This is a genomic window from Synechococcus sp. H55.11, assembly GCF_047462475.1.
Lineage (GTDB): Bacteria > Cyanobacteriota > Cyanobacteriia > Thermostichales > Thermostichaceae > Thermostichus.
This window is the reverse complement of the sequence record NZ_JANSJI010000006.1, coordinates 1-516: the sequence shown is the minus strand read 5'-3', so window position 1 is coordinate 516 and position 516 is coordinate 1. Positions and strand designations below refer to the sequence as shown.

General features: G+C 63.2%; 1 protein-coding gene. It reads right to left on the bottom strand.

Annotated elements, in window-relative coordinates; genetic code table 11:
• The coding region (locus NW853_RS00155) for a hypothetical protein (protein ID WP_414347078.1) at positions 1–516 on the bottom strand (516 nt) is incomplete at both ends.

Sequence of the window (516 nt, the reverse complement as noted above, 5' to 3'; positions counted from 1 at the left end):
GGGCTGCAGAATGTCAGACAAAGAGCCGCTGCAAGTGGGGAAATTGTTGTACAGCCTCCGCTTGAAGGGAGACCTTGAATTCAGATCCGTGCTGCTGCCGAACTGGTACTGGAAGCCACCCCACCAGGGGAAACCAGAACCGCTGCGGGCAAAGCTGCTTGGATTGACGGTGCCATCGCGGTTACTGATAGCGTCGCGCACGCAGGCCCAGCGCTGGTCGTTGGTGGCGCTGCCCAAGTTGGTCGTGGGACAGCTCGGCGCACTGCTGGTGTAGTCGTTGTTGTTGTATTGACCGATGGCGTCCGGCACCCCCTGGGCCGGGAACACCGGATCCGGCCAGCGCACTGCCCGCAGGTAGGGCAGGTTGGCGCGTTGAACATCTTGGGGCAGAGGGCCCACCTCCTGGCCCCTGGGGTTGGTGGCAAACCCTGTGTTGCGGTTGTACTCGTTCTGCGGGCTCCTGATCCAGCCGTTGTAGTACTCGGCCAGCAGGCCAGCGCCGCCAGGGTTCGGGCA